This window comes from Methylobacterium sp. Ger2507 (assembly GCF_055231875.1).
In genome coordinates, this window is sequence record NZ_JBUYVC010000001.1 from 1,420,236 (window position 1) to 1,443,870 (window position 23,635).

Annotated in this window: 21 protein-coding genes and 1 pseudogene; 13 read left to right on the plus strand and 9 right to left on the minus strand. The window is 68.9% G+C overall.

Annotation, left to right across the window (positions count from 1 at the left end; all coding sequences use genetic code 11):
- Positions 1-33: 33 nt before the first annotated feature.
- On the minus strand, positions 34-285 hold the full coding sequence (locus tag ACV7NL_RS06555; protein WP_247636928.1) for a hypothetical protein: 252 nt from the start codon (positions 283-285) through the stop codon (positions 34-36).
- Between the two features lie 197 nt (positions 286-482).
- Between ACV7NL_RS06555 and ACV7NL_RS06560 the strand changes: the two genes are divergently transcribed.
- From ACV7NL_RS06560 to ACV7NL_RS06580, 5 genes and pseudogenes are all read left to right on the plus strand, one after another.
- Positions 483-2,855 (plus strand): ATP-dependent helicase, encoded by a 2,373-nt coding sequence (locus tag ACV7NL_RS06560; protein ID WP_247636927.1) that lies wholly within the window; start codon positions 483-485, stop codon positions 2,853-2,855.
- Positions 2,856-3,267: 412 nt separating this feature from the next.
- Positions 3,268-3,984, plus strand: coding sequence for a PhoH family protein (locus ACV7NL_RS06565; protein WP_056178653.1), 717 nt, complete (start codon positions 3,268-3,270; stop codon positions 3,982-3,984).
- A gap of 135 nt (positions 3,985-4,119) precedes the next feature.
- On the plus strand, positions 4,120-4,377 hold the full coding sequence (locus ACV7NL_RS06570; RefSeq protein ID WP_056178656.1) for a hypothetical protein: 258 nt from the start codon (positions 4,120-4,122) through the stop codon (positions 4,375-4,377).
- A 163-nt stretch (positions 4,378-4,540) separates the two neighbouring features.
- Positions 4,541-4,930 (plus strand): annotated as a pseudogene (locus ACV7NL_RS06575) (LysE family translocator); the annotation flags it as partial.
- Positions 4,931-4,995: 65 nt separating this feature from the next.
- Positions 4,996-5,166, plus strand: coding sequence for a hypothetical protein (locus ACV7NL_RS06580; RefSeq protein WP_463357066.1), 171 nt, complete (start codon positions 4,996-4,998; stop codon positions 5,164-5,166).
- Positions 5,167-5,192: 26 nt separating this feature from the next.
- On the opposite strand, the gene ACV7NL_RS06585 is transcribed toward ACV7NL_RS06580, so the two are convergent.
- Both ACV7NL_RS06585 and ACV7NL_RS06590 read right to left on the minus strand, forming a co-directional pair.
- Complete coding sequence (locus ACV7NL_RS06585) at positions 5,193-6,692, minus strand: L,D-transpeptidase family protein (RefSeq protein ID WP_463355224.1); 1,500 nt, start codon at positions 6,690-6,692, stop codon at positions 5,193-5,195.
- A 351-nt stretch (positions 6,693-7,043) separates the two neighbouring features.
- Positions 7,044-8,006, minus strand: coding sequence for an acetyl-CoA carboxylase carboxyltransferase subunit alpha (locus ACV7NL_RS06590; RefSeq protein WP_056178664.1), 963 nt, complete (start codon positions 8,004-8,006; stop codon positions 7,044-7,046).
- Between the two features lie 335 nt (positions 8,007-8,341).
- Between ACV7NL_RS06590 and ACV7NL_RS06595 the strand changes: the two genes are divergently transcribed.
- The 3 genes from ACV7NL_RS06595 to ACV7NL_RS06605 all read left to right on the plus strand — a co-directional run bounded on the left by ACV7NL_RS06595 (position 8,342) and on the right by ACV7NL_RS06605 (position 11,173).
- Positions 8,342-9,460 (plus strand): patatin-like phospholipase family protein, encoded by a 1,119-nt coding sequence (locus ACV7NL_RS06595; RefSeq protein ID WP_244476918.1) that lies wholly within the window; start codon positions 8,342-8,344, stop codon positions 9,458-9,460.
- Positions 9,461-9,529: 69 nt separating this feature from the next.
- The gene (locus tag ACV7NL_RS06600) at positions 9,530-10,273 is read left to right on the plus strand and encodes an acetoacetate decarboxylase (RefSeq protein ID WP_056178667.1); all 744 of its coding nucleotides are present in this window, start codon (positions 9,530-9,532) and stop codon (positions 10,271-10,273) included.
- Positions 10,274-10,387: 114 nt separating this feature from the next.
- The gene (locus ACV7NL_RS06605) at positions 10,388-11,173 is read left to right on the plus strand and encodes a 3-hydroxybutyrate dehydrogenase (protein ID WP_056483572.1); all 786 of its coding nucleotides are present in this window, start codon (positions 10,388-10,390) and stop codon (positions 11,171-11,173) included.
- Between the two features lie 81 nt (positions 11,174-11,254).
- Here ACV7NL_RS06605 and ACV7NL_RS06610 read toward each other — a convergent pair whose 3' ends face one another.
- The 3 genes from ACV7NL_RS06610 to meaB form a co-directional block, all read right to left on the minus strand.
- Entirely contained in the window at positions 11,255-11,599 is a 345-nt protein-coding gene (locus ACV7NL_RS06610) for a CsbD family protein (protein ID WP_056178674.1), read from the minus strand.
- A 236-nt stretch (positions 11,600-11,835) separates the two neighbouring features.
- Positions 11,836-12,459 (minus strand): pyroglutamyl-peptidase I family protein, encoded by a 624-nt coding sequence (locus ACV7NL_RS06615; protein ID WP_463355225.1) that lies wholly within the window; start codon positions 12,457-12,459, stop codon positions 11,836-11,838.
- Between the two features lie 6 nt (positions 12,460-12,465).
- Positions 12,466-13,464 (minus strand): methylmalonyl Co-A mutase-associated GTPase MeaB, encoded by a 999-nt coding sequence (gene meaB / locus ACV7NL_RS06620; protein ID WP_463355226.1) that lies wholly within the window; start codon positions 13,462-13,464, stop codon positions 12,466-12,468.
- Between the two features lie 264 nt (positions 13,465-13,728).
- On the opposite strand from meaB, the gene ACV7NL_RS06625 reads away from it, so the two are divergent.
- Positions 13,729-14,787 carry an alpha/beta hydrolase gene (locus ACV7NL_RS06625; protein ID WP_200935857.1) on the plus strand — a complete coding sequence of 353 codons (1,059 nt, stop codon included), beginning with the start codon at positions 13,729-13,731 and terminating at the stop codon, positions 14,785-14,787.
- 93 nt (positions 14,788-14,880) lie between these two features.
- Complete coding sequence (locus ACV7NL_RS06630; protein ID WP_056178680.1) at positions 14,881-15,240, plus strand: hypothetical protein; 360 nt, start codon at positions 14,881-14,883, stop codon at positions 15,238-15,240.
- 104 nt (positions 15,241-15,344) lie between these two features.
- Here ACV7NL_RS06630 and zigA read toward each other — a convergent pair whose 3' ends face one another.
- Positions 15,345-16,565 carry a zinc metallochaperone GTPase ZigA gene (gene zigA, locus ACV7NL_RS06635; protein WP_056483574.1) on the minus strand — a complete coding sequence of 407 codons (1,221 nt, stop codon included), beginning with the start codon at positions 16,563-16,565 and terminating at the stop codon, positions 15,345-15,347.
- 168 nt (positions 16,566-16,733) lie between these two features.
- Positions 16,734-18,425, minus strand: a complete 1,692-nt coding sequence (locus ACV7NL_RS06640) for a L,D-transpeptidase family protein (protein WP_463355227.1) — start codon at positions 18,423-18,425, stop codon at positions 16,734-16,736.
- A gap of 160 nt (positions 18,426-18,585) precedes the next feature.
- On the opposite strand from ACV7NL_RS06640, the gene ACV7NL_RS06645 reads away from it, so the two are divergent.
- The 3 genes from ACV7NL_RS06645 (at position 18,586) to ACV7NL_RS06655 (ending at position 21,926) form a co-directional block, all read left to right on the plus strand.
- Positions 18,586-19,443 (plus strand): SDR family NAD(P)-dependent oxidoreductase, encoded by an 858-nt coding sequence (locus ACV7NL_RS06645; protein WP_463355228.1) that lies wholly within the window; start codon positions 18,586-18,588, stop codon positions 19,441-19,443.
- A gap of 197 nt (positions 19,444-19,640) precedes the next feature.
- A complete protein-coding gene (zwf, locus tag ACV7NL_RS06650) occupies positions 19,641-21,119 on the plus strand; it encodes a glucose-6-phosphate dehydrogenase (RefSeq protein WP_463355229.1) in 1,479 nt (492 codons plus the stop codon).
- A gap of 108 nt (positions 21,120-21,227) precedes the next feature.
- A complete protein-coding gene (locus ACV7NL_RS06655; protein WP_463355230.1) occupies positions 21,228-21,926 on the plus strand; it encodes a GntR family transcriptional regulator in 699 nt (232 codons plus the stop codon).
- Between the two features lie 12 nt (positions 21,927-21,938).
- Here the strand turns inward: ACV7NL_RS06655 and ACV7NL_RS06660 are convergent, their stop codons facing one another.
- Positions 21,939-23,615, minus strand: coding sequence for a methyl-accepting chemotaxis protein (locus tag ACV7NL_RS06660; RefSeq protein ID WP_463355231.1), 1,677 nt, complete (start codon positions 23,613-23,615; stop codon positions 21,939-21,941).
- Positions 23,616-23,635 lie beyond the last annotated feature (20 nt).

The window sequence follows — 23,635 nt, forward strand, 5'->3', positions numbered from 1 at the left end:
CGTCAGTCCCGCCGATCCCGGCCCGGCCGCAGCTCAGCGCCGGCCCGGAACCACGATCGGTGCCGCGGGTGCGCTCGGCCGGAACAGGTCGCTGCGCTGGATCTGCATCCGCGTCTGGTTGGTGTCGAATTGTTGGCGCTGCTCGATGCCGCGCAGCTGGCTGCGGTCGGAGAGCCGGTCGTTGGTGGCGTTGAGGCTGTCGATGGCGCGCGAGGATTGCGCCAGGGCCGGGCCGGCCGTCAGGAGCGCGAGGCCGGTGACGAAAAACAGGCGGGGGCTGAGCATCGGAACGTCCTTGTTCGGTGGGGTTTCGTCCTGATCTGGTGAGACCACGCGTCGATGGAAAGGCGGCTTCCCGAATCTCGGCATCCTGCCGCACGTTCCGAACGGCACCGGGACCGACCGGTCGGCCGACCCCCGAAGACCGGGAGGGGACTGGCATCACTCTCGACGCCGTTCGCGTTTTGGTCCAGGGATGCGCGATGACGAAGCCTCTCGACGCGGCCGGCGCTTCCGCCTCCGACGCCGCCCCGACCTCCATCGCCGCCCGTGCCATGGCCTCCCTGCGGCCGCAGGCGAGCCCTTATCTCGAAGGGCTGAACACCGAGCAGCGCCGCGCCGTCGAGGCCACGGATGGCCCGGTCCTGGTGCTCGCCGGCGCCGGTACCGGCAAGACCCGGGTGCTGACGACGCGCATCGCCCACCTCATCGCCACGGGCAAGGCGCGGCCCTTCGACATCCTCTCGGTGACCTTCACCAACAAGGCCGCCCGCGAGATGAAGCACCGCATCGGCGGGCTCATCGGCCCGGCCGGCGAGGGCATGCCCTGGCTCGGCACCTTCCATTCCATCGGCACCAAGATCCTGCGCCGACACGCCGAGCTGGTCGGCCTGCGCTCGGACTTCACGATCCTGGGCATGGACGACCAGCTCCGCCTGATGAAGCAGGTCATCGTCGACCAGAACATCGACGAGAAGCGCTGGCCTGCACGCGCCCTGTCCTCGGCCATCGACGGCTGGAAGAATCGCGGCCTCCTGCCCGAGCAGGTGCCCCCGGGCGAGGCCCAGGCCTTCGCCTTCGGCAAGGGCGGCACGCTCTATTCGGCCTACCAGGCCCGGCTTCTGACCCTGAACGCCGCCGATTTCGGCGACCTGCTGCTGCTCTGCCTCAAGCTCTGGCGCGAGAACCCCGACGTCCTGGAAAACTACCAGAGCCGTTTCCGCTACATCCTGGTGGACGAGTACCAGGACACCAACGTCGCTCAGTACCTGTGGCTGCGCCTGCTGGCCCAGGGCCACCGCAACGTCGCCTGCGTGGGCGACGACGACCAGTCGATCTATGGCTGGCGCGGGGCCGAGGTCGACAACATCCTGCGCTTCGAACACGACTTCCCCGGTGCCGTGGTGGTGCGCCTGGAGCGCAACTACCGCTCCACCGGCCACATCCTCAGCGCCGCCTCCGGCCTCATCGCCAAGAACGAGGGGCGCCTGGGCAAGACCCTGCGCACCGAGGATGTCGCCGGCGAGAAGGTGACGGTCTCCGGCGCCTGGGATTCGGAGGAGGAGGCGCGCCAACTCGCGGAAGCGATCGAGAGCCTTCAGGCCAAGCAGCATCCGCTGTCGGAGATCGCCGTGCTGGTGCGCGTCTCGGCGCAGATGCGCGAGATCGAGGACCGCTTCGTCCAGCTCGGGCTGCCCTACCGGGTCATCGGCGGGCCCCGCTTCTACGAGCGGGCCGAGATCCGCGATGCGCTGGCCTATCTGCGCGTCACCGCCAACCCGGCCGACGACCTCGCCTTCGAGCGCATCTTCAACACTCCGAAGCGGGGACTTGGCGACGCCACCCTGCAGGCGCTCCACGCCTATGCCCGCGCCGAGCGGGTGCCGCTGCTTCAGGCGGCCCGTCTCGTGGTCGAGACCGACGAGCTGAAGCCCCGCGCCCGCTCCGGCGTGCGGGCCCTGGTCGAGAGCTTCTCACGGTGGTCGCGCCTGGTGGGTACGCAGCCGCATTCCGAGGTGGCGCAGACCATCCTGGAGGAATCCGGCTACACCGAGATGTGGCAGAAGGATAAGTCCGCCGACGCGGCCGGACGCCTGGAAAACCTCAAGGAGTTCGTGCGCTCCATGGAGGAGTTCCCCGATCTCGCGGCCTTCCTCGAGCACGTCTCCCTGGTGATGGAGGCGAGCGAGCAGGAGGGGGCCGACCGCGTCTCGCTGATGACGCTCCACGCCGCCAAGGGCCTGGAATTCGACACCGTGTTCCTGCCCGGCTGGGAAGACGGCCTGTTCCCGAACCAGCGCGCGCTGGACGAGAGCGGCCGCGCCGGACTGGAAGAGGAGCGCCGCCTCGCCCATGTGGGCCTCACCCGGGCCCGCAAGCGCGCCAAGCTGTCCTTCGCGGTCAACCGGCGCATCCACGGCCTGTGGTCCTCCACCGTCCCGAGCCGCTTCATCGACGAGCTTCCCGAGGACAGCGTCGATGTGCTCGACGCACCCGCACACTTCTCGGCCGGCGCGTCGCGCTTCGATCGCAACCCGACTCCGTTCGGCTCGTCCTATGGCACGCCGGGCTGGCAGCGGGCGCAGGCCAACACGGCGCAGAACGCCAAGGCGAACCCCAACGGCTTCGGCGTCGGCAACCGCGCTACCGCTGCGCGTGGCGGACCACGCCAGATCGAGGGCGAACTGATCGCAACGTCGACCGGAGCGCCGTCGGCCTTCTCGGTCGACATGCGGGTGTTCCACACCAAGTTCGGTCCCGGCACTGTCGCGGGTGTGGACGGCAACAAGCTCACGGTGGATTTCGACAAGGCCGGCCGCAAGATGGTGCTGGACAGCTTCATCCAGGCGGCCTGATCCCCGAGGCCCCGGCGAAGCGCCGGGGGGCGCGACCGATGAGGGCCGAAACTGCGTCTTTGCCGACACAGGGCCGACGCAATCGACGTCGTTGCTGCATTGCACCCGGCGCGCCAGGATCAGCGCAGACTTTTTACATCATTGCCAAGAATAGTGGTTGTCACGCCCCTGTCGCGCCCGTCGCGGCATGGTGCGTGCAACGCAACGGTCCGCGGCCCGCCGGGTCGCGACGGGCATCCACAGGCACGATGGTCCTTGCCGGAACTCACGGGCAAGATCCGGATTGGCTGTGAAGCGGGCGAAGCAGAAAGGATCGCCGGAACGGGATCGGTTGTAAGATGACGCGAAGCAAGTTCAGCAAGTCAGGCTCAGATTGAATCCAGGTTGGCAAGTCCGGTTGGAGTGTTGATCGATGAAAAGACGCCGTACACGACTTGAACTCGTTGAGGACCGTCCGGTCCGTCTACACAAGACCCGTTTCGACGAAGAACGTAATCTCAGTCCGATCCAACCACTCACCGACCGGCAGGCGCAGTATCTCGACGCCCTCGCCCTCCACAAGCAAGTCATCGTCCTCGGGCCCGCCGGCACCGGCAAGACCTACATCGCCGGCACCCGCGCCGCGGACCAGCTCCGCCAGCGCCGCATCGCCAAGGTCATCATCACCCGCCCGAACGTACCCTCCGGCCGCTCGCTGGGCTTCTTTCCCGGGACCCTGGAAGAGAAGATCGCCCCCTGGGTCGCGCCCCTCACCGAGACCATGAAGGAGCGCATGGGCGAGGCCGCCTTCGAGATCGCGGTCAAGACCGGCGACATCGAAGTGGTGCCCTTCGAGGTGATGCGCGGACGCACTTTCAAGAACTGCCTCGTGATCCTCGACGAGGCACAGAACACCACTACGGCCGAGATCAAGATGTTCCTCACCCGCATCGGCGACGATTGCCAGGTGATCATCAACGGCGACGTGTCCCAGACGGACCTGCGCGAGACGTCCGGCCTCCGGACCGTCATCCACCTCATCAAGAGCCGGATGATGCCGGTGCCTGTGGTGGAATTTACCCTCGACGACATCGTGCGCTCGGGAATTTGTGCTGAATGGGTCCGGGCTTTCGAGGAAACGAATCTCTGACTTGCGGGTTGGGATAGCGGCGGACCGGAACGGGGTCCGCCGCGTACTCCGGTGCGCGACAGATTTTCCCAGGCCCTGTGGCCTCGGGAACAAACCGGGTGCCGCGCTCGGACACAAAAGAATGGGAGTCTTCACGTGAGGAAACTGACCCTTGCTTTCGCCGTGCTCGCCTCGCTCGGCGGTGCCAGCCTCGCCACCTCCGCCTCTGCCGCTCCCGGCGCCCCGATCGGCGTGACCGCCCCCGAGACCGTGTCCACGGTGCAGATGCGCATGGAGCGCCGGATGGAGCGTCGCATGATGCACCGTCGCATGGAGCGTCGGATGATGCGCCGCGATATGGAGCGTCGCATGATGCACCGTCGTATGGATCGCCGGATGATGCGCCGCATGTAATCGATCGCTCTGATCGATGGAGAGAAGGGTCCCTCGCGGGGCCCTTTTTTCGTTGCACGCTGGGCTGCCCCGCGTGTCGGTGGGGGCGTCATGCCGTGCGAAGGCCTGATAGGACGGGAGCGATCGTCGGTGTCGGAGCGTACGCGATCAGGAGTGCCCGGCCGTGACCTTTCAGACCTGGTGGCTGTTCCTTAGCGCCGTCTTTCTCCTGTCCGGCACGCCCGGCCCGAACATGCTCCATATTCTGGCTCGCAGCGTCCGCGTCGGTCTCCGTCGCAGCGTCGCCGCCATGGCGGGCTGCCTCAGCGCCGTCATCCTGGTGCTCGTCGCCTCCGCCGCCGGATTGAGTGCGGTTCTCCTCGCCTCGCCCGTGCTGTTCGATGGCTTGCGCTACGCCGGCGTCGCCTATCTGGTCATCCTCGGCATCCGGGCTTGGCGCGGCCACGACGGGGCGTTGGAAATGCCCGGCGCCGCGGGTGCGCCGGCATCGGTGAACTTGAGGCGGCTCTATCGTGACGGACTGCTCATCGGTCTGAGCAATCCCAAGCTCCTGCTCTTCGCCAGCGCTTCCTGCCGCAATTCGTCGATCCGTCGCGACCGCAAGCGCCGCAATTCGCGATCCTCGTCGTCACCTTCGCGGGGGCGGAACTGTTCTGGTACGGGGTCTATGCCCTGGGCGGCCGGCGGCTCGCCGCGTCGCTGATCCGTCCGGCGCTGCGGCGTGCCTTCGACCGCATCACCGGTGGGATCTTCCTCGGCTTCGGAGCGATGCTCCTCGGCACGCGCTGAGCCGGAAGGATCCGGGCTCGGCCGCGTCAGTTCTTGGGCGTGGTGGACCCCGTGGTCTTCGGCGAGGCACCGATGGACGAGATCACCTTCGAGGCCGGTTTCGCCGCCTTGTCGTCCGTGGGTTTGCCCATCTTGGTCGGGGTCAGCGCGGCATGGGCGGCCTTCGCCGGCGCGTGCTTCGGTGCGGACTTGGCCGCGCCGACCTCAGGCGTCGGGGCGACGGCCGGCACGGTGGCGGCATCGGTCGCCGGGGTCGCCGGTGTGCCGTTGCTGAACAGGTTCCCGAGCACCTTCTTGTAGGCCGCCGGGTCGCCGTCCGCATCCGCCACCATCACGCGGGCGGGCTTGGCGGGCTCGGCCACCACGGGCTCGGGCTTTGCCGCCGGACCGGCGCCCTTCCTGGACAGGTTCGCCGCGGCGGCTTTGGTTGGAATCGTGGCGGCGGCCTGGCTCGGAATCGCGGCGGCGGTCGCCATCATCACCGGGCGGCCCTTGGCGTCGACCTCGATCTCGCGCTCGCCGGCCGCCAGGCTCTCGGGGCGGCTGACGTCGCCGAGCCGATGCTGGGCATATTCCTTCGGGTCGATCGGCAATTCCGGCTCGGGCTTGCCGAGGCTCGCGAAGGTCAGGGTGTTGGCGGGGGTCTGCTGGCTGCGGAACACCGGGTTCTGGCTGCCGTCGTCATAGACGAGGCGGGTGGCCGGCGTGCCCTTCGCGATGAGGTCGGCGACCTCGCGGTTGTCGCGCTCGCGCTTCTCGGCGACCATCGGATCGACCTTGGGTGCGCAGGAGCCGGCCGCCGCATCGGCCCCGCCGAAGACATACTTGGTGCCGCAGAGGCCCACGCGCGGCTCCTCGCGCAGAGCCTCGAAATAATCCGAGCCCTCCTTGAGGTTCTTCCAGAACGGCGCGTTCGGGTCATTGCGGAATTTGGCGATGTTCGCCGCCGTCATCCGGAAGGGATAGGACTGAAATTGGAACGCGCGCTGTCCACCCGCGAAGGAGTCGCGCGCGAGGGCGTAGAGTTCACCCATCGACTCGTCGGTCATGGCAAAACAGCCGGCCGACGAGCAGGTGCCGTGGACCATGATGTAGTTGCCGGTGCGCCCATTGGCCCGGTCGTAGGCGTTCGGATAGCCGGTATCGAACGAGAGGTAATAGGACGAGTTCGGGTTCATCTGACCCGGCGTCACGGTGTAGAACCCCTCGGGGGCCTGTCGGTCGCCTTGCTTGGTCTTCGGACCGAGCTGGCCCGACCAGCGGCAGATCGGAAAGGTCTTGAGCAGCGCGTACTGGCCGTTGGAGGCCCGCTTCCACACCTCCATCTCCGCTTCCTTCTTGAAGGCGCGGATCAGGATCGGATCGTTCTGCGACATGCCCTTCTGGGTCATGAGCGCAACGGTCTTGGGAGACACCGGGGCGAGGGCCCGAAGCGGAACGCCGCCGCCCGTCGAACCGTCCTGGCAGGCGCCGAGCGACAGGGCGAGCAAAGCGAAACCGGCGGCCACGAGCGGGCGCATAGCCATGGGGAACCTATCCTCAGTCACGCGTTCCGGGGGCTCACCCCTGGAATGCCACTCCCCAACCCCTTAGCGTCGTTAAACTTACCCGGTTGTTACCGCAAGGCGACGCGGCGGGCCGGCCCGGCCGCATGTGGATTGCGGTCACGATCGCTTGATCTCCCCGATCTTGCCGCAATTGGAGCCGGGCTTCCCCGCAGATGGGTTCAGGGCCACCAGCCGGCTTGATTCCGCAGGGCTTTCCCGGCCTCGCCGGTCGGCACAGGTGTGGCGAAAATCAGGCCGGCGCTTGGAGGAGGAAGTCCGATTGGTTCCAAGGCTCGGATGCGGCAGGGTGTCGCATCTGTCTGCTGTGCCTCAGAGCTTTCGCCCGATGTCGAGGAACTTGGCGGCTCGGCGGTCGCGGATTTCGTCGGGGCTCAGGCCCTGGAACTCGGTCAGGGCCGCCACGATGGCGGAACCGGCGGCCTCGATGGCGGCCTCCCGCCCGCGATGCGCCCCGCCGGTGGCCTCGGGGATGATGCCGTCGATGATTCCAAGGCGCAGCAGGTCCTGCGCAGTGATCTTCATGGCGGTCGCGGCGTCGGCGGCGCGGCCCTGATCGCGCCACAGGATCGAGGCGGCGCCCTCCGGCGAGATCACGCCGTAGATGGCATGCTCGAGCATGAGGACCCGATTGGCGGTGGCCAGCGCGATGGCCCCGCCCGATCCCCCCTCTCCGATGATGACGGCGATGTTCGGCACGCCGAGCGCGAGGCAGGCTTCCGTCGAGCGGGCGATGGCCTCGGCCTGTCCGCGCTCCTCGGCCTCGATGCCCGGAAAGGCGCCGGCCGTGTCGACGAAGGCGAGGACGGGCAGGCCGAAACGGTCGGCGAGCTGCATCAGGCGCACGGCCTTGCGGTAGCCCTCCGGTTTGGCCATGCCGAAATTGTGCCGCAGGCGGGTCTCGGTGGTGGAGCCCTTCTCCTGGCCCAGGACGCAGACCGGACGCCCGCGAAAGCGCCCGAATCCGCCGACGATGGCCTGGTCCTCACCGAAGGCCCGGTCGCCCGCCAGGGGCGTGAAATCCGTGATCAGGCCGGCGCAGTAATCGATGAAGTGCGGCCGCTGCGGATGCCGGGCGACCTGCGTCTTCTGCCAGGGCGTCAGCCCGGCATAGATGTCGGACAGGGCGGCGGCGGCCTTGGCCTCCAGGCGTCCGACCTCCTCGCTGATCGAGACCGCGCCGTCGCGCGCCGCCATGGTCTTCAGCTCCTCCAACTTGGATTCGAGTTCGGCCACCGGCTTCTCGAAATCGAGATAGGAGCGCGTCACCGACATGGGTCAGGGATCCTTGTTCGTCGCCCTCGCGCGCGGGGCGGCCGGGTCAGGGACGATCGCGGCGGAGGGCGTGCGGCAAAAGCCGCGACTGGGCGGGGGGTGTTGGCGAAGCAGCCCCGCCTGTCAACCATCGGTGCGTCCTGCGAGGGGCCTCGGTCCCACCTCGGCTGACAATGAGCGCGGTTCGTCCCGCCCCTGGATGGCGATCACGGTGGCCCTGCGTCATGGTGGCATCACCCGGATCGCGCAACCATCGGTTGGGTCGCGGGCGGCGGGTCGGCTCGGGAGACCCGCCGAGGCGACACCCGCTTCGGAGGATTGAGAGGGCCCTGGTCGTGACGGCATTTCCCAGCGGAGAATCCAACGTCCTCGTACTTCAGGGCGGCGGAGCGCTCGGTTCCTATCAGGCCGGGATCTACGAGGCGCTGGCCGCCGACGGCCGCACCCTGGATTGGATCGCGGGTATCTCCATCGGCGCCATCAACGCGGCTCTCATCGCGGGCAACCCGCCCGAGCGCCGCGTCGAGCGGATGAGGGCCTTCTGGGAACTCGTTTCCTCGGCGGTGACCGGGGTTCCCTGGTTCCCGGGCGAGAAGGCCCGGGCGGCGTTCAACGAGGCGAGCGCGGGCTGGATCGCCACCTTCGGCGTGCCCGGTTTCTTCAGCCCCCGCGTCCCTCCCGCCACCCTCTATCCCGCCGGCGCGCCGGAGGCCCTGAGCTACTACGAGACGGGGCCGCTCAGGGCGACGCTGGAGCGGTTCGTGGATTTCGATCTGATCAACGAAGGCCGAACCCGGCTCAGCGTCGGCGCCGTCAACGTGCGCACCGGCAACTTCGCCTATTTCGACAACCGGTGCGACCGCATCACCCCCGAGCACATCATGGCCTCCGGGGCCTTGCCCCCGGGATTCCCGCCGGTCACCATCGACGGCGAGCCCTACTGGGACGGCGGCATCGTCTCGAACACACCGCTGCAATACGTCCTCGACGAGGAGAGCCAGCGCGACCTGCTGGTGTTCCAGGTCGATCTGTTCTCCGCGCGCGGAGCCATGCCCCGCACGCTGATCGAGGCGGCCGAGCGCGAGAAGGACATCCGCTTCTCCAGCCGGACCCGGCTCAACACCGACGTGACCATCGAGATCCGCAAGGCCAAGGCCGCGACCCGCAATCTGCTGGCCAAGCTGCCGCCCGAATGGCAGGGCGATCCCGACGTCGAGTTCCTGCGGCGGATCAGTCGCGACAACGCCGTCACGATCATGCAGCTGATCTACCGTCGCAAGGCCTACGAGGGAAACTCGAAGGATTACGAGTTCTCGCGCACCACCATGCTGGAGCATTGGGCCGCCGGTGTCGGCGACATGCGGCGCTCCCTGCGCAGTCCGACCTGGCGCGACCGGCCCCACGACGCCAGCGGCGTCTCCGTGTTCGACCTCACCCGCGACGCGCGGGATTGAGCCCACCGCACCGTCCCGAGGGATCCCCGCGTGCCCAGGGGATCCCATCCTACATAGGGAGATGACCCCGTGACCCGCGACGACATTCTTCAGGTCCCCTCGATGCCGGCTTTCAGCCCGAGCTATCCGCGCGGGCCGTATCGCTTTCTCCGGCGCGAATACCTGATCGTGACCTACGAGACCGATGCGGACGCCCTGCGCCGGGCCCTGCCCGAGCCGCTGGAGCCGCATCCGGACAACCTCGTGTACTACGAGTGGATGAAGATGCCGGATTCCTCGGGGTTCGGCGATTACGAGGAGAGCGGCTCGGGCGCGCTGGCCACCTACAAGGGCGAGGCCTGCAACTTCTCGATCCAGATGTATCTCGACGACGAACCGCCGATCACGGCGGGGCGTGAGATCTGGGGCTTCCCGAAGAAGTGGGGCGTGCCGCGCCTCAAGCTCACCAAGGATACGCTCACGGGCACGCTTCATTACGACGACGAACGGGTGGCGATGGGCACCATGACCTACAAGCACCGGAGCCTCGGGAACGATCTCGGCGCGGTGAAGGCGGGCCTCGGCAAGCTCAACGTCAACCTCAAGCTCCTGCCCGACGTCGACGGCGGGACCAAGGTCGCGCAGCTCGTCGGCTACCGCCTGGAGGACATCACCGTCCATGGCGCCTGGGAGGGCGAGGCGCGGCTCCACCTCATCCCGCACGTCAATTGCCGGGTGGCCGACCTGCCCGTGCGCCGCATCGTCGGAGGCCGACACATGGTGGTCGACTTCACATTGCCCTATGGGCAGGTGCTGCACGATTATCTCGCCTGATCGCCCGGACGTCTCGACCCGTGCTCCGGCTCGCCGGACCATGGGTCCCGGGCTTCGTTCGCCCGCGCTCGCCGAACCGGCATCCGCCTCGGTAGAGCGTTCAAGGAGGTTTTCATGATCCTGACATCCAAGACCGCCGTCGTCACAGGCTCCACCAGCGGCATCGGCCTCGCCTATGCCCGTGCCTTCGCCAAGGAGGGCGCCAACGTCGTCATCAACGGCTTCGGCAAGCCGGAGGACATCGAGAAGGAGCGGGCCGGGATCGAGGCCGAGTTCGGCGTGAAGGCGGTCTATTCGCCGGCGGACCTGACCAAGCCCGGCGAGATCGAGGGGCTGATCCGGCTGGGCGCGGACAGCTTCGGCTCGGTGGACGTGCTCGTGAACAATGCCGGCGTCCAGCACGTCGCGCCGATCGAGGAGTTTCCGCCGGAGAAGTGGGAGCAGATCATCAGCCTCAACCTGTCCTCGGCCTTCTACACCATGCGGGCGGCCATTCCGGGCATGAAGCAGCGTGGCTGGGGCCGGATCATCAACACCGCCTCGGCACATTCCATGGTGGCCTCGCCGTACAAGTCGGCCTACGTGGCGGCCAAGCACGGCCTCGTCGGCCTGACGAAGACGGCGGCGCTCGAACTCGCCACCCACGGCATCACGGTGAACTGCATCTCGCCGGGCTACGTCTGGACACCCCTGGTGGAGAGCCAGATTCCCGACACCATGAAGGCGCGCGGGATGACGGAGGACGAGGTCATCAACGAGGTGCTGCTCAAGGCGCAGCCCACGAAAGCCTTCGTCACCATCGATCAAGTCGCCGCCCTGGCGGTGTTCCTGGCCTCGGACGCGGCGAGCCAGATCACGGGCGCCAACATGGCGATGGACGGTGGCTGGACCGCGCAGTAGCGCGGCACCTCTCCGTTCCATGACCCTCCGTTCCACCCTGCCTCGATGGAGGGCGGAACGGAGGCCGTGACGATCCTGCGATCAGCGGCGGCTGTGCAGGAGCAGGGCGAGGCCGTAACCCACGGCGCCCGCGATCACGAGGGCGACGAAGGGGTTCTCCTCGACGCGGTGACTGACGACGCGGCCGCCATCGCGCAGGTAGGAGCCGCCACGCTCATAGGCGTCGCCGGCATAATCCGAGACGTTGTCGGCGACATCCCGCAGGGTGTCCTTGGCCTGACCGTAGATGTCCTGGGCGCGGCCCTCCGCCTCGCGGTAGCGGCCCTCGGCCGAGTGGCGCGAGGAGCCGGCGAGGTCTCCCGCAGCGCCCTGAACCTTGCCGCCGACTTCCTTGGCGGCGCCGACGATGCGATCCGTATCGACCATTCTCTCTCTCCTCAACGCGGATGATGCGGGCGGCCCGTCCGAGGCAGTCGTATCCGAGGCCGGGGTACCCGCATCCGACCTTCACAGAACGCCCGACGGCGCCAACGGGACCCATGCGGTGAGATGAAAATCTTCCGGCGCCGGCAAACCACCACCGACAAACCAAGGCCCCGCGATCTGCGCGGGGGCAAGTCAGCGGCAAGCCAGCCGCAAGGCAGCCGCAAGCCAGCCGCAAGTCAGCGGCGGGCGCGGGCGCGCAGGACGAGACGGCGCGCCACCTCCGCGCAGGCTTGGGCGAGGGTCTCCCCGGGGGCTTGGCGTAGCCTGCGAACGGCCTTGGCCGGCCGCCTGATCCTGGGCGGCAGCGGGATGTGCAGGAACAGCGCCGGAGGCCCCTCCCGGAGGGCGCGGAAATAGGTGGCGTTGCAGAGATAGCGCCCGGCATCCCGCGACGGGATCGCGGCGATCCCGCTCCGGCGCAAAATCGCCAGGGCGGGCGCCGCCGCCGGCGAGCGCCGGGCGGCCGGGCCGCCGGGTTCCAGCGTCGGTCGCGCCGCGATCCGCCCCGAGGCATCGGGGAACAGCCGGCTGGTGCGGTTGCGGCCCTGCACCTCGACCCGGACCCGCTTGGCGCGGGACGCGACCCCGAACAGCAGAATCGCGGCCGGAGCCTCGGCCAGGGCCGGCTCCAGCATCGCGGGGAGCGCCGCGTAGGTTGTGGGCAGGATCAGGACCCGCACGGGTTCGCCACCGACCTTGGCACGCGCGAGGGCGCCGACGCGGCGGGCGAGCGCCGCGCTCGGGTTGCGAGGCACGCCAGGAAACGGGCCGAAGCCGGTGATCAGCAGGCCGCCGGGCACTGGCCCCTACAGGCCGATCAGGGTGGCGATGGCCTCGGCCCCGGCGGCGGGCGAGGATTCCCCGCGTCCCACCGCGCCTTCGGCCTCCGCCGTCTGGCGCCGCACCTCGGCCGAGCCGACGAGGCGCTGGTGCAGGCGCTCATGGACGAGGGCCCACATCCACTTCACGTCCTGGGCACGGCGCTTCTGGACGATCTCGCCGGTGGCCGTGAGCTTGTTGCGGTGGTCGACGATCCGCTCCCACAGGCCGTCGAGGCCCTTGTTGTTCAGACCCGAGATCGTGACCACGGGGGGCGTCCAGGTCGAACTCGGGGCCGAGAGGATGTGCAGGGCCGCGCGGTACTCGGAGGCGGCGGCGCTGGCCCGGCGCTCGCCCTCGCCGTCATCCGCCTTGTTGACCGCGATCATGTCGGCCAGCTCGAGAATGCCCTTCTTGATGCCCTGCAGTTCGTCGCCGGCTCCGGGCAGCATCAGCACGAGGAAGAAGTCCGTCAGGTCGGCCACCGCCGTCTCGGACTGGCCGACGCCCACCGTCTCGACCAGGATCACATCGAAGCCCGCCGCCTCGCACAGCAGCATGGTCTCGCGGGTCTTGGCCGCGACGCCGCCGAGCGTGCCGGAGGAGGGGGAGGGCCGGATGAAGGCGTTCGGATCGAGGGCGAGGCGCGCCATCCGGGTCTTGTCCCCGAGGATCGAGCCGCCGGTGCGGGTGGAGGAGGGGTCGACCGCCAGCACCGCCACCCTGTGCCCCGCCGCCGTCAGATTGGCGCCCAGCGCGTCGATGGTGGTCGACTTGCCCACCCCGGGCACGCCCGTGATGCCGACGCGGATCGCGGTTCCGGTGTGCGGCAGCACCGCATCGATGAGCGCCCGTGCCGCCGCCCGGTGATCGGCCCGCTTCGACTCCGCCAAGGTGATGGCCCGCGCCAGGGCGGCGCGGTCTCCCCCGAGCAGCCGCTCGCGCAGGGCATCGATGTCGAGGGCGGGTGCGGATGAGACGGCCATGGCTGCTTCTTTGCCGGTCCCGCCGGGTTTCGTCGAGGGGGGCGAGCCTGCGCGGGAGCGCTTCCCCCGCAAACCGTCGTGATCCCAGCCGGGTCCGAGACAGGTCCGAGCCCTGTGGGATCGTGGACACAGGACTGCCTGTGCCCGCAATCCACATCGCCACGGCCACGCTCACGCCCCGCCATGGTCACGATCCTCGTCGACAGGATAGCTCCACGTCAGGCCCGCCCCGGGGCCGCCACGTTCAGGGCTGCCTTGCACGACATGATTCGATCCGAGATCCGCCCCCACGCTCCCACCCGTCGCGCGCTCCTGCGGTTCGCCGCCCTCTCGGGGGTGGCCGGCCTCACGCCGGGGCTGGCGGGCTGCGTGGCCGACGGTCTCGTCAGCGACGCGGTGGGCGGCGGGGTGCCCGAGCGCCAGTCGGCCCTCGACGTCAGCCCCATCCTCCTCGTGGCCACCACGCGCAAGCCGGTCGGCTCGCCCCCGAAGAGCCCCTATTTCAGCTCCGAGCGCGGGCGCGGCCTCAGCTTCGCCGAAGTGCGACTCTCGGCGCCCGACCGCTCGCTGATCGGCAAGGTCTCCTCGGTGGTCACCGGTGACTGGGCCGTGACCGCCGTGCCGCAGGTGGAGACGGGTCCGGGCGCGGCCGCGGCCTTCGCCCAGGCCGCCCTCGGACGCGACGTCCTGATCTACGTCCACGGCTACCGCGAGAGCTTCCAGTCGGCAGCGGTCAGCGCCGCCAAGCTCTCGGACGGCATCCGCTTCCGCGGCGCCTCGGCGCTGTTCACCTGGCCCTCGGCCGCGGCCACCTTCGATTACGGCTACGACCGCGAAAGCGCCCTGTGGTCGCGCGACGGGTTCGAAGACCTCCTGAAGGCGCTCGCGAACTCGTCATCCGGCGGGCGCATCAACATCGTCGCCCATTCCATGGGCACGTTGCTGACCCTCGAGACCCTGCGCATGCTGCGGGCCGAGGCCGGCGAGGCCGCCATGGCCCGCATCGGCGCGGTGGTGCTCGCTGCGCCCGACATCGACATCGACCTGTTCACCAGCGCGGTCGAGCGGATGGGGCCGGACGTGCACAAGATCACGGTGATCTCCTCGACCAACGATCGCGCCCTGGAACTCTCGGGTGCCATCGCGGGCGGCGTGGTCCGGGCCGGGGCGGCGGATCGCGAGCGCCTGGAGGCGCTGGGCGTGCGCGTGGCCGATGCCTCCGACTATGGCGGCGGGCTGATCAACCACGACCTGTTCCTGTCGAACCCCGACGTCCAGGGCGTGGTCAAGCGCGCCATCGCCCGGGCCAGCGGCGGAGCCTGAGTCGCGGCTGCCGTCGGGAAACCAGCCCTTGGCCTGCGCCGCGTTCGCCCCTACACGGACGGCGGCCCCGGCCGCAGACAGGAAGGATTCGCGATGTTCACTCTCGAGATCGATGGCGTGGCCATCGCGGTCATCAATGGCTCCGAGGAGGTCGCCAACGACCTCTTCACCTGCGATGGCTTCAAGGACGACATCCAGACCATGAAGAGCGACGGCAAGGTGCTGTGGAACGGCACCTCTCCGCTCAAGATCCGCCCCGCCACCGAGGAGGAGACCGAAATCTTCGAGGACGCCCTCGCGGAGGACGATTCCGAGGAGGACGAGCCCTTCGAGCCGGATGCCCACCACGCCCAGGCGTCGAACGACGACGAGGACGAGGACGGCGATGAGGAAGACGACGCCGACATCGTGTTCCTGGTCGATATCGACGAGGATGGCGGCCTCGATTCCTGACCGTCGACGGGTCCGGTGACCCGATCGCGGGTGACCGGACTGAACGTCGCCTTCGTTGGCCCCGCGCCAGGCCCCGCCGGTCGCGATGATCGGCGGGACGGAGGTCAGGCCGCGCGCTGCCAGGGCGGGAACGGATCGGGCAGCGCGCGATAGGGGGCGGCATCGAAGGTGCCCCGGTCCGGCCCGGTGTCGATCAGGCAGGCATCAAGGGCGGCCCGGATGGCCGCCTCGTCCATGCCCGTGCCGATGAAGACCAGCTCCTGTCGCCGATCTCCCCAGGTCTCGCTCCAGACCGCGTCGAGACGGCTGCGGAACTCCGATTCCTCCGGCCACCGGCTCCGCGGAATCGCGTGCCACCAGAAGCCCATGGCGCTGACCCGGGCCACGGCTCCCGCCAGGGAGAACTCGCCGACCCAGTCCGGCCGGGAGGCGAGCCAGAAATGCCCCTTGGCGCGGATCAGGCCCGGCCAGGTCGCGTCGACGAAGGCGTTGAATCGCGTCGGGTCGAACGGGCGCCGCGCCCGGTACACGAACGTGCCGATCCCGTATTCTTCCGTCTCCGGCACATGCTCCGCGGCGCCGTAGAGCTCCTTGAACCAGAGCGGGTGTTCCTGGGCCTTGTCCTCGTCGAAGAGGCCCGTGTCCAGGACCGTCGATAGGGGGATGCGGCCGTGGGAGGCCTCGACGATCCGCGCGTCGCCGTTGAGGCCCCGCACCACGGAGCGCACCAGGGCGAGCGCTTCGGGTGAGACATCCGTTGCCTTGTTGATGACCACGACGTCGGCGAACTCGATCTGCTCCACCAGGAGGTCGACCAGGGTTCGTGTGTCCCCTTCGCCCGCGGTCTCGCCGCGATGGCTCAGGAAGTCCGCCGAGCCGTAATCCTTGAGCAGGTTCACCGCGTCCACCACCGTCACCATGGTGTCGAGGCGGGCCACGTCGGAGAGCGCCCGCCCCTCCTCATCCCGGAATGAGAAGGTCGAGGCGACAGGCAGCGGTTCGGCGATGCCGGTGCCCTCGATCAGGAGATAGTCGAAGCGCCCGGCCTCGGCGAGGCGCCGGACCTCCGCCAGCAGATCATCCCGCAGGGTGCAGCAGATGCAGCCATTGGTCATTTCCACCAGGCGTTCGTCCGTCCGCGACAGGTTGGCCTCGCCACCCCGCACCAGGTCGGCATCGATGTTCACCTCGCTCATGTCGTTGACGATCACGGCGACGCGCCGCTGCTCCCGATTGTTCAGGACGTGGTTGAGCAGGGTGGTCTTGCCCGCGCCAAGAAAGCCCGACAGCACGGTCACGGGCAGGCGTAGATCGGGGTGCAGCATGAACACAGCTCCTTTAGGAATGTTATAACGTAACATTCGTAGGAGTTGCTCGGCGTTGTCAAGGTTGTGGCTCCCCGTCCGTCGCCCGTCCGCCCGAGTGGATCGGACGGACCCTCCGCTCATTTCCGGGTTTCGGAGCCCCGGATCGCCGCGTGGGCCGACAGCCGATCAATCCACAGGCGGAAGCGCGGCGCGACTCGGGATCGAACGCGGCGGAACCGGATCGTTCGTCGCGGCCGTCTCGGTGACCGGAGCGGACCGGGCCGGCTTGGCAGCGCTCGATTTGGCCGCGCTCGATTTGGCCGCGCTCGATTTGGCGACTGTCGGCTGGGCGATGGTCGGTTTGGCAACGGTCGACTTAATATCCGTTGACTTGATATCCGTCGATTTGGCCTTGGCCGGCGGAGCGATCGTGCCCGTCGCCGCCACATCCGGCATCGGCACCGCCGGGCTGTCGATGCCGTAGATGTCATCGCGAAAATGGGCACGGCCGTCCGGCGTCGCGTAGCCGGTGAGATACACGAAGGTCACCGGGATCTGCTTCGGCAGCTTGATGTCCAGGCGCTCATTGGTGGCGATGCTGGTTTCGATCTCGATCGGACCCCAGGTCGAGCCCTGGCCGTTGGGGCCGGGCGTGCCTTCGAGGAGCCAGCCGGCCAGCTCCTTCACCTGGGCGACGCGCACGCAGCCATGCGAGTGAAACCGGACCTCGCGGGCGAACAGCGATTTCGACGGCGTGTCATGCATATAGACCGCCTGCTTGTTCGGCATGTCGATGCGGACCTGTCCCAGGGAGTTCTCCAGGCCGGAATCCTGACGCAGGGTGTAGTTGGCCGCCTTTTCAGTCGACCAGTCGATGGCGGTCGGATCGACCTCGACGCCGCCGGGGCCGAGGATGCGGATGCGCTCGCGGGCGAGATAGCCCGGGTCTTTCCGCATCTTCGGAATGATCTCCTTCTTGATGATGGAGACCGGCAGCGTCCAGGTCGGATTGAGGTTCACGTCGGTGATGCGCGCCTCGATGCGGGGCGTCGCCTTGTCGGGCTTGCCGACCACCGCCACGTAGCGGCGCACCACCATGCCGTGATCGACCGCCTCCACGGTCGCCGAGGGAATGTTCACCACGACGTAGCGGTCGCCGTAGGGGAAGTTCGAGCCGATCTGCCGGGCCGCGGAGGCGGCGAGCTGGCGCTGGCGCGTGGCCGCCGGCACGTTGAGCGCCGCCACCGTCTGGCGCCCGATCAGGCCGGTCTCGGGCAATCCGTGGCGGGCCTGGAAGGACTTGACCGCCGCCACCAGGGGCGCGTCGAGCTGATCGCTCATCGCTGTCTCGGCGGGGAGATCGCCGACCAGGACCAGATGCTTGCGCAGGGCGGGGATCGCCGGATTGCTGGCACCGGGCTTCACCACGAGATCGGCGGGCAGCGCCGTCCATCCGCCGGCATCGACCATGGCCTGGTAGCGGTCGGCCATGCGCAGGGTATCGAGGAAGGTGGCGGGGCTGAGGGTCGGGACCGGGTCGGTGGAGACCCGCGCCACCACCAGGGGCGGCAATTCCCGCGACTTCTTAACCGGGGCCGGCGCCGCGTCGGCCGCATTCGGCACGATGGCCTGGACGGCGGGCGTCACCGGCGCGGTGGCCGACAGGGTCTCGACCTTCGGAAGCTCCGTCGTCACCCTGGCGGGAGGCTCCGACGGGGCCTTGGCCGGCATGCGGGCGTCCTGCGCCCAGGCCGTGCCGCCGAGGGCCAGGACGAGCGCCATCTGCGACAGGCCCGCGCGCAGGCGGATTGATCGAGCGGGTGGGCGGACGGACCGCGCCGGTAGGCGGAGGAGAACGGCACTGTAGCGCGAACGCATCGCGGGTCTCTCGCGTGTGAAGTCTCCCCAACCATGCGCATAGAGGGTTACCAATCTCCTGTGCCCGGCTGCCGGCCTCCACAGGGTGCCCTACCTGACGCGTGCAACGGCACCTCCACACAGGGCGTGCCCCGCAGACTTCCGTCCGACAGGAGACAGCATGAGCAGGCATCCGGCATTTCAGGCGGGGCGAACCGCCATCGTCACCGGCGCAGCCAGCGGGATCGGGCTGGCGGCGGCCAAGCGATTCGCCGCCGAGGGCCTGGCGGTCTGGCTGGCCGACCTGCCCGGTTCCGCCCTGGACGCCGCGCAGGTGGCGGTCGCCGCCGTGGCGCGGGACACCGCGGTCCAAGCCCCGGTCCACGCCATGCCGACCGATGTCGCCCGTCCCGAAGACGTCGCTGCCCTTCGCGACGCCGCCACCACCGGCGGCGCACCGGCCGTCGTCATGCTGAATGCGGGAATCGAGGCCGGCGGGACGCTGTTCTCGGACGCGGAGACCTGGCGGCGCATCCTCGACACCAATCTGTGGGGCGTCCTCAACGGTATCCAGGCCTTCGCGCCCGGGATGATCGCCGGTGGCGCGCCCGGGGCCATCGTGGTCACCGGCTCGAAGCAGGGCATCACCACACCGCCGGGCAACACGCCCTACAACGTGTCGAAGGCGGGGGTGAAGGTCGTCACGGAGGCGCTGGCCCACGACCTGCGTGGACGGGAGGGCGCCCGGGTCAGCGCCCATCTGCTGATCCCGGGGTTCGTCTATACCGGCCTGACCCGGGCGCGGGGCGTCACCGAGAAGCCCGAGGGGGCCTGGACGCCGGAGGAGACGATGGATGTCCTGATGGCCGGCCTGGCGCAGGGCGATTTCTACATTCTCTGCCCCGACAACGAGACGACCCGGGCGCAGGACGCCAAGCGCATCGCCTGGGCCGCCGGGGACATCATCGAGAACCGTCCGGCGCTCTCGCGCTGGCACCCCGACCACGCCGCCGCGTTCCAGCGCTTCGCCGGGTCCTGATCGCCGCGACCGACGCTCGCCCGAACCATCTCCGTTCTGCACGCCACGCAGGTGGCGGACGCCTTGCATAGCGGCGCCGGGAAGCCGACACAGCGGGTGCGATTCTTCGCGCCTTGTCCGTGCAGGGCAACCGCGTGACGATCCTCCTGCGAGCCGACGTGCTGCGGGCCGACTTGTAAACCGAACGGGAGCCGCCCTTGGCCACCATCATCCCCGTCGCCTCCTTCGACTGTGTCGTCTTCGGCGCCACCGGCGACCTGACGACGCGTAAGCTGCTGCCGGCCCTGTACTACCGCTTCAAGGATGGGCAGATCCCGGGCACGAGCCGGATCATCGGGGCGTCGCGCTCGGAGATGAGCACCGAGGCGTTCCGCGAGCGGGCGCGCGATGCGATCAAGCGCTTCGTCCCCGCCGCCGATCTCGCCGAGGACACGATCGCGGCCTTCCTCGACCATCTCGACTACGTGGCGGTGGACGGGGCCGGGGACGAGGGCTGGGAAGATCTCGCCGCCAAGCTCGCCGAGCGTCCGGATCAGGTGCGGCCCTACTATCTCGCCACCTCGCCCGACCTCTACGGCTCGATCTGCCAGAACCTCGCCCAGCACGGCCTGATCGGGGAGAAGTCCCGCGTCGTGCTGGAGAAGCCGATCGGCAAGGACCTGAAATCGGCGCGCGCCATCAACGACGCGGTCGGAAAGGTGTTTCCTGAGGAGCAGATCTTCCGCATCGACCACTACCTCGGCAAGGAGACGGTGCAGAACCTACTCGCCCTGCGCTTCGCCAACACCATCTTCGAGCGCCTGTGGACGGCGGACGTCATCGACCACGTCCAGATCACGGTGGGCGAGACCGTCGGCGTCGAGGGCCGGGCCGGATATTACGACACTTCGGGCGCGCTGCGGGATATGGTGCAGAACCATATGCTGCAACTCCTCTGCCTGATGGCGATGGAGAGCCCGCTCTCCCTCGACGCCAATTCCGTCCGCGACGAGAAGCTGAAGGTGCTGCGGGCCCTGAAGCCGATCACCCCGCACGACGTGCAGACCGTGACGGTGCGGGGCCAGTATGCCGCCGGTGCCGTCGCGGGTAAGCCGGTGGACGGATACCGCACCGACCTCGGCGGCGACACCGACAGTCGCACCGAGACCTTCGTGGCTCTCAAGCTCGAGGTGCAGTCCTGGCGCTGGGCCGGGGTGCCGTTCTACCTGCGCACCGGCAAGCGTCTGCCGCAGAAGCTCTCCGAAATCGTGGTGCAGTTCCGCGCCTCGCCGTTCTCGATCTTCCCGGAGGAAGCCTTCGGGCGCGAGCCCAACCGCCTCGTCATCCGGCTCCAACCGGAGGAGGGGATCAAGCTCGAAGTCATGACCAAGGACCCGGGGCCGGGCGGCATGCGTCTGCGCCCGACCAACCTCGACATCTCCTTCGAGGAGACCTTCAAGCAGCGTTACCCCGATGCCTACGAGCGCCTGCTCATGGATGTGGTGCGCGGCAACGCCACCCTGTTCATGCGCCGGGACGAGGTCGAGGTGGCCTGGGCCTGGGCCGATTCGCTGCTCAAGGCCTGGGCCGACCGGCCCGAGCCGCCGCGGCCCTATCCGGCCGGCAGCTGGGGGCCGACCGCCGCCATCGCGCTGATCGAGCGCGACGGCCGGACCTGGCACGAAGAAATCCGCTGACGCCGGGGCGGGGACCGGGGGTATAATTCCGCACTCTCTCGACAGGTCTCAGACGAGGGATTACCACGAAGACGTATTCTTCATTTCTCTTCCAGACGTCGTGGACCCATGAACAAGATCGAGACGGGCCTCGGCATCAACCGGCGCTACCTTCACGATGAGGTGGTCGACCGCATGCGCGACCTGATCTGTTCGGGCGAGCTCGAACCGCGCGCCCGGATCAACGAGAGCGAGTTGACCGAGCGCTTCGGCATCTCCCGCACGCCCCTGCGCGAAGCCATCAAGATCCTCGCCACCGAGGGCCTGCTGGAACTGCTGCCGAATCGCGGCGCCCGGGTCGCCAGCTTGTCGCAATCCGAGATCGAGGAAATGATCGAGGTCATCGCCGGCCTCGAGGCAACCGCCGCCGATCTTGCCTGCCGCATCATCACCGATGTGGAGATCGACGGCATCTCCCGCGACCACGACGCCATGGTGACGGCCTGGAAGGCCGGCGAGGAGGGCGTCTACTTCGCCCTGAACCGGGCGATCCACGAGGGCATCATGCGGGCGAGCCGCAATGCCACCCTGGGGGGCATCTACGACAGCCTGTCGGGCCGCATCCAGCGCTCGCGCTACGCCGTGCACCAGACGCCGGAGCAATGGGCGCAATCCGTCCGCGAGCACGAGCAGATGATCGCGCTGCTCCGCGCCCGGGACGGCGAGGCGCTGGCTCCGCTGATGCGCGCCCATATCCGGGCCCGGACGCCGGTGATCGCCGAGAATTTCGGAACCTCTGGCCAGGACGCCTCCGGCACAACGGCCTGAGCCGGGCGCCGGTCAGGCCGCCCGGACCGTCCCGAGGAAGCGGGCCAGTTCCTGCGCCAGATGCTCGGATTCGTGTGAGAGTTCGGAGGCCGACGCCAGGACCTGGGACGCGGCTGCGCCGGTTTCCTCGGCCGCTCCGGCGACCCCGGTGATGTTCGTGGTGACCTCGCCGGTGCCGGTGGCTGCCTCGCCCACGTTGCGCACGATCTCCTGCGTCGCCGCGCCCTGCTCCTCGACCGCCGCCGCGATCGAGGTCGCCACGGTGCTGATCTCGCGGATGCGGCTGCTGATGCCCTCGATCGCGGAGACGGCCTGACCGGTCGAACCCTGGATCCGGCCGATCTGCCCGCTGATCTCCTCGGTGGCCCGCGCGGTCTGGTTGGCGAGTTCCTTCACCTCCGCGGCGACCACGGCGAAGCCGCGACCCGCCTCACCGGCGCGGGCCGCCTCGATGGTGGCATTCAGCGCCAGCAGGTTGGTCTGGCCCGCGATGCTCGCGATCATCGCCACCACGTCGCCGATCCGCGCGGCCGCGGCGCTCAGTTCCTGAACCTGCGTCGCGGTCTCGGCGGCCTCGTCCACCGCCCGCTGGGCGAGCTGGGTCGAGCCGTCGACCTGACGCCCGATCTCCTGCACGGAGGCCCCGAGCTCCTCGGCCGCCGCCGCCACCATGCCGACATTGGCCGCCGCCTGTTCGGCCGCCGCCGCCACCGTGGTGGATTGCTGCGCCGTCGCGGAGGCGGTGCCGGCCATGCTCTGGGCCGTCCCGCGCAGCTGGCTCGCCGCCGCCGTCACCCGGCCGAGGATCCCGCCGACGGCGCCCTCGAACCCGTCGGCCATCTCACGCATCGCCGCCTTGCGCTGGGCTTCGGCGCCCGCCCGGGCGAGGCGGGTTTCCTCCTCCAGAACCCGGCTGCGGACGAGATTCGCCCGGAAGGTGTCAAGGGTGTCGGCCATGGCGCCGATCTCGTCGCGGCGGCCGACGCTGGGAATCTCGGTTTCGGCGTCGCCATCCGCGACGCGCCGCATGGCCGCCGTCATCGCGCCGAGCGGGCGGGTCACCCCCAGGAGGGTGTAGCCCATGGCGGCCAGCGCCATCAGGGCCGACAGCCCGAGCATGATCTGGGTGACCCGCATCGCGCTGGTCTGCTCGGCACGCGCGGCCGCCTTGGCGGCTCCACCGACCTGGTCGTTGAAGGTGACCAGCTTGCGCAAGGCGCCCGAGGTCGCGAGATAGTCGGCGTTCATGGCACCGCGAAACAGCGTCAGGATCTCGTCGCGCCGGGCCGGGTCCATACCCTGGAGCCGGCTCCAATCCTGGCTCATCAACGCGAGCTTGCCGGTGACGTCCGCGTACAGCGCCCCCTCCTCGGGGGAACTCACCAGGGCCTGGTAGGCGGCCCGCTTCGCCTCCAACTCCTTGGCCAGACCGGCGGCCTGGGTGACGCTGTTGCCGCGCTCCTCGGCGGTCTCGGCCAGGACGTAGCGGAACTGCCAAAGGCGGATGCGCATCACCAAAGCATTCATCGTGTGCGCGGAATCAACCGAGGGTAGAACGTTGTCGGACAGCACTGTGATGCGGTCGCCGATGGTGTCGAGCTTTGCCAGCGAGACGAGCCCTTGGCCCGTCGTGATGACCGTCAGCAGACCGAAGAGTCCGATCAGCGTCTTCTTGAGGGAGGGGCGCATGGCAAGGGTCCGAATAGCGG